Genomic DNA, 7,516 nt, shown 5'->3' on the forward strand with positions numbered 1-7,516 from the left:
AATATTTTAATAGTAAGCAACTCTCATAGTACTTAATTCCACAAAAAAAGAGAGATAATCATAGATTATCTCTCTTTTTTTATTAGTTAGCAACGATATTTACAATTTTTCCAGGAACAACAATTACCTTACGGACTGTTTTTCCTTCAATTGATTCTTTAATCTTTTCATCATTCATTGCAACTTCTTGTGTAGCTTCCTTAGAAGCATCAGCAGCAACTTTAATGTGTGATCTCACTTTACCGTTAACTTGAACAACAACTTGAACTTCATCATCAACTAATTTTGATTCATCAAATTCAGGCCATTGAGCATAAGTGATTGTTTCATCATGACCAAACTTGTTCCATAGTTCTTCAGCCATATGTGGAACAATTGGTGAAAGTAATTTAACGAAGCCTTCCATGTATTCTAGGTATAAGCTGTCTTGTTTATAACATTCATTAACAAATACCATCATACTTGAAATAGCAACGTTAAATCTTAAGTTTTCAAAGTCATCAGTAACCTTTTTAACTGTTTGGTTATAAACTTTATCCAATTTATGGTCATTAACTGTAGTAATACGATCACGTAAGTTGTCATCGTCATCAATTAATAATCTCCAAACACGGTTAACCCACTTGTTTGAACCATTTAATCCTTCAGTACTCCAAGGTTTTGATTCAGTTAATGGACCCATGAACATTTCATATAGTCTTAATGTATCTGCACCAAATTCGTCCACGATATCATCTGGGTTAACAACGTTTCCCTTAGACTTAGACATCTTTTCATGGTTAGTTCCAAGAATCATCCCTTGGTTAACTAACTTATGGAAAGGTTCCTTAGTTGGAACTACGCCTAAATCGTAAAGCACTTTGTGCCAGAATCTTGCATATAGTAAATGAAGAACGGCATGTTCTGCACCACCAATGTATAAATCAACAGGTAACCATTCTTTTAGTAATTCTGGATCTGCTAATTCTTTATCGTTGTGAGCATCGATATATCTCAAGTAGTACCATGAACTACCAGCCCATTGAGGCATTGTGTTAGTTTCACGTTTACCTTTACGACCGTTTTCATCAACAACATTAACCCAGTCATCGATGTTAGCCAATGGTGATTCACCAGTACCAGATGGTTCAATGTTATCAGTATCTGGTAATACTAATGGTAATTCATCTTCAGGAACTAAAGTAGTTTCCCCATCTTCCCAATGAATTACTGGAATTGGTTCACCCCAATATCTTTGACGTGAGAAAATCCAATCACGTAAACGGTAGTTAGTTTTGGCATTCCCTGCATGATGTTCTTCTAGCCAGTTAATGACTGCATCAATCGCTTCTTTTTTGTTCATTCCATCTAGGAAATCTGAGTTGATATGAACACCATCACCAGTAAAGGCTTCTTCTTCAATGTTTCCACCTTCAATAACTGGATTAATTGGTAAATCAAATTTCTTAGCAAATTCGTAATCACGGTCATCATGAGCTGGCACAGCCATAATTGCACCTGTACCGTATGAAGAAAGAACGTAGTCACCAATCCAAATTGGAACTTGTTTTCCATTAATTGGATTGATTCCGTAAGCGCCTGTAAATACACCAGATTTGTCTTTATTCAAATCAGTTCTTTCAAGGTCAGACTTAGTAGAAACTTCTTTTCTGTATGCTTCAATAGCATCTTTTTTATCATCAGTCATAATCTTATCAACTAGGTCATGATCTGGCGCTAAAACAATGTATGAGGCACCAAATAAAGTATCAGGTCTTGTAGTAAATACTTCGATTTTTTCGTCATGACCATCAACATCAAAGAATACACTAGCACCCTTAGAACGGCCAATCCAATTTCTTTGCATTTCCTTGATACTTTCAGGCCAGTCTAATTCTTCTAAATCATCAATAAGTCTGTCAGCATAAGCAGTGATTTTTAAAACCCATTGTTTCATTGGTACACGGTATACTGGGTATCCACCACGTTCTGTTTTACCATCAATAACTTCTTCGTTCGCAACAACGGTTCCACCCATGAAATCAGGAGCCCAGTTTACTTCAATTTCATCTTCGTAAGCTAAGCCTTTTTTGTAAAGTTGTTCGAAAATCCATTGTGTCCACTTGTAGTATTCAGGATCAGTAGTATCTACTTCTCTATCCCAATCATATGAAAAACCAAGTGACTTGATTTGTTCTCTGAAGTGAGCGATGTTTTTTTGTGTAAATGAACCAGGATGATTACCTGTCTTTAAAGCATATTGTTCAGCAGGCAAACCAAAGGCATCAAAACCAATTGGATGCAAGACGTTTTTACCTTGCATTCTCTTAAATCTAGACATGATATCTGTTGCAGTATATCCTTCAGGATGACCAACGTGAAGTCCTTGACCTGATGGATATGGGAACATATCTAGTGCATAATAGTTATCTTTATTTTTATCATTTGTAGTCTTAAAAGTTTTATTTTCTTCCCAATACTTTTGCCATTTTGTTTCAATCTTACTGTGATTGTATGCCATAATAATGCCTCCATTTATTTTTGTCGAATAAAAAAATCCTATAAGCTTAATATGCTTATAGGACGAATATACCGCGGTACCACCTAATTTTCATCTATTTTAAATAGATGCAACTTAAGTCCTTAACGCGGAATACGTCTTAACCTACTATCCATTTCAATTAAGATTTCAACGACTAGTTCGATTAATCATAATCTAAATTCGCAACGACCATTTAGTTTCTGAAAAATATAATTAATCTAATACTTCGTATCAACAATTTATCTTCGACTATTAAATTAATTTAAATATACCAGTGAATTAGATTAAAAGCAAGGACATTTATCATTTGTGTTAGAATAACAATAATGAATATATAAAAAGGAAGTTTATTATGAAGTTAGAACCATCAGTTACTTATAGTCATACCCTTTTATCAAGTGTAGTAAATGAAAATGATATTGTGGTAGACGGAACCATTGGCAAAGGAAATGATACCGAATTTTTAGCTAGACTAGTTGGTAATCAAGGTAAGGTCTTTGGATTCGATATTCAAGCAGAAGCAATTCAAAAAACTCAAGAAAGAATCAATAAAAACAGTCTAAGTAATCAAGTGACATTAATAAATGACGGACATGAAAATATCAGCAATTATGTAGAAGATCATATTCAAGCCGCTATATTTAATTTAGGCTACTTACCTGGTGGTAATAAAGAAGTTATCACACTGCCAGAAACAACTCTCAAAGCAATTCAATCAAGCTTATCATTACTAAATGTCGGTGGAATCGTAATTATCATCTTATACTATGGTCACCCAGGCGGTGAAATTGAAAAAGAAAAAGTCTTATCTTTTGTTCAATCATTAGATCAAAAGCAATATTCAGTTCTAAAATACGAGTTTATAAACCAAATTAATTGCCCGCCTATTCTTATTGCGATACAAAAAAATGACAACCATTAAGGTTGTCATTTTTTTATTTTTCAGATAATCGATCGTATAGATTTACTAAAACAGCAATAATAATGATTATTAAACAAACCCAAAATACTTTGTGCAATGAATTGTATAAAACAGTTCTCAATGGTTCTAGTAATTTGGCCGGAATTTCATGGGATGTTTTAAAATTAACTAGCTTATTAATCATTCCCATATTTGAATCATCAGTGTGTAAAATACCAATTTTAAGTTGTCGGTTCATTACAATCCCTAGAACTGCAACAATCAAAGTTTGCCCAAAAATACGACATAAGGTATTAAATGATGTTGCAACTCCGATATCGCCTTTATCAACACTATTTTGAGAAATAACAGTTCCATTTGTAATGGTAATTCCAAATCCAATTCCACAAACTGCAGCAATCGCAAAGAACCAACCAAATGAAACATTAAATGGTAGTAGCACTACCCAAATAGCTGCAGCTAAAATAAAGAATAATCCTATCATAGTTGCATAAAATGGTTTCATGCGCGATAGAAGCCATCCTGAAACGAAAGCCCCTAAAATCCATAAAATTGAGGTTGGTGTGATTGCAAAACCAGATGCAGTGGCTGGATATCCAAAAATACCTTGTGTCCAAACAGGTAGATATACTTCTAGTCCCATTAAGAAACCACTAATTAAAAACGCAATAATATTTTGCACTACAAATGTTCTATTGTGCATTAATTTCATTGGAATAATTGGATTATCAGCGCAATGTTCTCTTCTAACGAACAGAATTAATAATAATATTGAAATAAATGTACAATATGAAATTGGCTGCCAATTATTAGATAGGTTACTGATTAATTGAATAATATACATTAAAAATAGTAGCAACAATGATAGATATATCATTCCTAAATAATCGACAGAATTTTTAACTAACGCTTTGGTTTCTTTAAAAGAAATAATGAATACTATTAAGACTGATATTCCCAATGGTACATTAATGAAGAAAATCCAATGCCAACTTAAATTATCAACGATGTAACCACCAAATAAAGGAGCGATAATTGAAGCAATCCCCCATACCGCACCATTAAGTCCTAAGATTTTACCACGATTTTCGTCAGAATAAATATCAGCAATAATAGTATAAGAAAGTGGCATTATAACCCCTGCTCCAATTCCTTGAATTGCTCTCCAAAGAATTAATACATTCATACTATTTGCTAAACCAGATAAAATGGAACCGATTAAAAAGATAGATATTCCAAAGATAAATACTTTCTTTCGTCCAAATTGATCCGAAAGTTTACCGTAAATAGGTGTTGAAATTGCAGTCGTTAATAAATAAATTGAGAAGACCCAATTCATAATTGAGACTCCATGCAAGTCCCCCACAATGGTTGGCATAGCAGTTGAGACAATCGTCCCTTCAATTGCACTCATAAATGTAGCCATGAATAAAGCAATTGAGATGATTAACACATTATTTGATTGTTTTTTAATACTCGTTACCTCCAAAATAAAAACGATTTATTTATATCAATCTACAAATAAATCGTTTTTAACATTAAATATACTATTTAAAGAAATTTTGTAGTTCTGATACCTTGTCAGTGTGTTCCCAAGGTAAATCAACATCTGTTCTTCCAAAATGACCATAAGCAGCAGTATTTTTGTAGATAGGTCTCTTCAAATCTAACATTTTAATAATACCAGCTGGTCTTAAATCAAATATTTCACGAATAGCTTTGATTAAGTCATTTTCTGATACAGTTGCTGTACCGAAAGTGTTAACAGAAATTGAAACTGGTTTTGCAACACCAATTGCATAAGCTACTTGAACTTCAATTCTAGTTGCTAGTTCAGCAGCAACTATGTTCTTAGCGATATATCTAGCAGCATAACTTGCTGATCTATCCACTTTGGTAGCGTCTTTTCCAGAGAAAGCTCCACCACCATGGTGAGCAGCACCACCATAAGTATCAACAATAATCTTTCTACCTGTTAAACCGGCATCACCTTGTGGTCCACCGATTACGAATCTACCAGTAGGATTAATGAAAAATTTAGTGTCGTCATTTAATAATTCACTAGGAATAACTTCCTTGATAACCTTATTAATAACGTCTTCGCGAATTTTATCTAATGAAACATCTGGGTCATGTTGTGTACTTAAAACAACAGTTTCAACAGATACTGGTTTGTTATTGTCATCATATTCAACCGTAACTTCAGCCTTAGCATCAGGTCTTAAATATGAAATTGTTCCATTTTTTCTTAATTCTGCAATTTTTCTCATCAATTTATGACTTAATGAGATTGGTAGTGGCATTAGTTCAGGTGTTTCATCAACAGCATAACCAAACATTAAACCTTGGTCACCAGCACCAATTTGATCAAGTGCATCTTCACTGCTATCACGAGTTTCAAGAGAATCGTCAACCCCTTGAGCGATATCTGGTGATTGTTCGTCAATAGCGACTAAGACTGCACATGTATTTCCATCAAATCCATATTGGTCATTGTCATAACCAATTTCTTTGATGGTATCTCTAACGATTTTTTGAATGTTAACGTAAGCCTTGGTAGTAATTTCACCAAAAACTAATACTAATCCAGTAGTTACTGAACATTCACAAGCAACTCTAGAATCAGGATCTTGTTTTAACATTTCATCTAAGATAGCATCACTAATTTGATCAGCAATTTTATCAGGATGTCCTTCTGAAACAGATTCTGATGTAAATAAATGTCTTTCTTGCATTTTATTTATTCCCCCTATTCATTTGGTTACAAGGCATCTTCACTATCAAGGTGAATCCTATCGGGAATACGCTTATAACTCTTAAAATAATATCATAATTTAAAATATTTTTAAAGTAATAAGGAATACAAAAAAGACTACCAAAAGTAGTCTCTAATCATAGTACCGGAGGTGGGGTTCGAACCCACACGATCTTGCGATCACTGGATTTTGAGTCCAGCGCGTCTGCCAATTCCGCCACTCCGGCATATTTAAATAAAAAAGCCAAAGGCGGTAATCGGATTTGAACCGATGATAAAGGTTTTGCAGACCTCTGCCTTACCACTTGGCTATACCGCCATTTAAGTCGTATTCAACTGAGAAATAATTTTCTCAATTAAAAAGGGCGGTAGGTGGGAATCGAACCCACGCGTGTCGGAACCACAATCCGATGTGTTAACCACTTCACCACTACCGCCATAGCATCATAAACAGGGATAGTAGGAGTTGAACCCACACCAACGGTTTTGGAGACCGTTGTTCTACCATTAAACTATATCCCTATGGTGGAGGGGAGTGGATTCGAACCACCGAACCCGAAGGAGCGGATTTACAGTCCGCCGCGTTTAGCCAGACTTCGCTACCCCTCCATAAATGGCGCGGGACAGAATCGAACTGCCGACACACGGAGCTTCAATCCGTTGCTCTACCAACTGAGCTACCGAGCCAAACCATTTATGTTGTGCTATAGAATTATTTAATTATTGTTGCCAATGACAACAACGGTTCGTACGAGACTCGAACTCGTGACCTCCTGCGTGACAGGCAGGCGTCCTAAACCGACTAGACCAACGAACCAGTCCAAAAATATTTGGAATGGAGGATACAGGGCTCGAACCTGTGACCTCCTGCTTGTAAGGCAGATGCTCTCCCAACTGAGCTAATCCTCCAAATATAAATGACCCGTACGGGATTCGAACCCATGTTACTGCCGTGAAAGGGCAGTGTCTTAAACCACTTGACCAACGGGTCATAACTGTAAGGTGTACGGAGAGTAAGGGATTCGAACCCTTGAAACAGGCATTCACCCGTTTACATCATTTCCAATGATGCTCCTTCGGCCAACTCGGACAACTCTCCAAGACCAGTTATAACTCCGAATGTCAGACTCGAACTGACGACAACCTGATTAACAGTCAGGTGCTCTACCAACTGAGCTAATTCGGAATAAAGCGCGGCGACTTCCTACCCTCGCAGAGGGCGATCCCTCAACTACTCTTGGCGTTTAGAAGCTTAACTTCTGTGTTCGGCATGGGAACAGGTGTATCCTTCTAGCTATCGCCACCACACTATTTATCT

General features: G+C 35.8%; 4 protein-coding genes, 11 tRNA genes, 1 rRNA gene, 1 riboswitch and 1 other annotated feature. Of the genes, 1 reads left to right on the forward strand and 15 read right to left on the reverse strand.

The genetic code is table 11. The features are described from left to right. Window positions 1–82: 82 nt before the first annotated feature. Window positions 83–2,500 carry a leucine--tRNA ligase gene (leuS, locus tag ABWU86_RS04960; RefSeq protein WP_293794459.1) on the reverse strand — a complete coding sequence of 806 codons (2,418 nt, stop codon included), beginning with the start codon at window positions 2,498–2,500 and terminating at the stop codon, window positions 83–85. 55 nt (window positions 2,501–2,555) lie between these two features. Then, window positions 2,556–2,765: a binding site (T-box leader), on the reverse strand. A gap of 108 nt (window positions 2,766–2,873) precedes the next feature. Between leuS and mnmM the strand changes: the two genes are divergently transcribed. Further along, the gene (mnmM, locus tag ABWU86_RS04965; protein ID WP_353321709.1) at window positions 2,874–3,443 is read left to right on the forward strand and encodes a tRNA 5-(aminomethyl)-2-thiouridylate-methyltransferase MnmM; all 570 of its coding nucleotides are present in this window, start codon (window positions 2,874–2,876) and stop codon (window positions 3,441–3,443) included. A gap of 13 nt (window positions 3,444–3,456) precedes the next feature. Here the strand turns inward: mnmM and ABWU86_RS04970 are convergent, their stop codons facing one another. From ABWU86_RS04970 to rrf, 14 genes are all read right to left on the reverse strand, one after another. Then, window positions 3,457–4,917 (reverse strand): MDR family MFS transporter, encoded by a 1,461-nt coding sequence (locus ABWU86_RS04970; protein WP_353321722.1) that lies wholly within the window; start codon window positions 4,915–4,917, stop codon window positions 3,457–3,459. 73 nt (window positions 4,918–4,990) lie between these two features. Then, on the reverse strand, window positions 4,991–6,178 hold the full coding sequence (gene metK, locus ABWU86_RS04975) for a methionine adenosyltransferase (protein WP_353321711.1): 1,188 nt from the start codon (window positions 6,176–6,178) through the stop codon (window positions 4,991–4,993). Further along, window positions 6,176–6,261, reverse strand: a riboswitch (SMK box riboswitch). Its footprint overlaps the gene before it by 3 nt. An 80-nt stretch (window positions 6,262–6,341) precedes the next feature. Further along, window positions 6,342–6,425, reverse strand: a tRNA-Leu gene (locus ABWU86_RS04980). A 21-nt stretch (window positions 6,426–6,446) separates the two neighbouring features. Further along, a tRNA-Cys gene (locus ABWU86_RS04985) sits at window positions 6,447–6,517 on the reverse strand. A 45-nt stretch (window positions 6,518–6,562) separates the two neighbouring features. Next, a tRNA-His gene (locus ABWU86_RS04990) sits at window positions 6,563–6,635 on the reverse strand. Between the two features lie 14 nt (window positions 6,636–6,649). Next, window positions 6,650–6,720: transfer RNA gene (locus ABWU86_RS04995), tRNA-Trp, on the reverse strand. 1 nt (window position 6,721) lies between these two features. Beyond that, window positions 6,722–6,807 (reverse strand) — tRNA-Tyr (locus ABWU86_RS05000). 5 nt (window positions 6,808–6,812) lie between these two features. Beyond that, window positions 6,813–6,885 (reverse strand) — tRNA-Phe (locus ABWU86_RS05005). A 55-nt stretch (window positions 6,886–6,940) separates the two neighbouring features. After that, a tRNA-Asp gene (locus tag ABWU86_RS05010) sits at window positions 6,941–7,015 on the reverse strand. Window positions 7,016–7,034: 19 nt separating this feature from the next. Beyond that, window positions 7,035–7,107, reverse strand: a tRNA-Val gene (locus ABWU86_RS05015). A gap of 9 nt (window positions 7,108–7,116) precedes the next feature. Further along, window positions 7,117–7,189: transfer RNA gene (locus ABWU86_RS05020), tRNA-Glu, on the reverse strand. A gap of 16 nt (window positions 7,190–7,205) precedes the next feature. Continuing rightward, window positions 7,206–7,297: transfer RNA gene (locus tag ABWU86_RS05025), tRNA-Ser, on the reverse strand. Between the two features lie 14 nt (window positions 7,298–7,311). Further along, a tRNA-Asn gene (locus tag ABWU86_RS05030) sits at window positions 7,312–7,384 on the reverse strand. A gap of 5 nt (window positions 7,385–7,389) precedes the next feature. Beyond that, window positions 7,390–7,506: ribosomal RNA gene (rrf, locus tag ABWU86_RS05035) — 5S ribosomal RNA — on the reverse strand. Window positions 7,507–7,516: the final 10 nt, after the last annotated feature.

It is taken from the genome of Apilactobacillus pseudapinorum (assembly GCF_040369555.1).
In the GTDB taxonomy this organism is placed as follows: Bacteria; Bacillota; Bacilli; order Lactobacillales; family Lactobacillaceae; genus Apilactobacillus.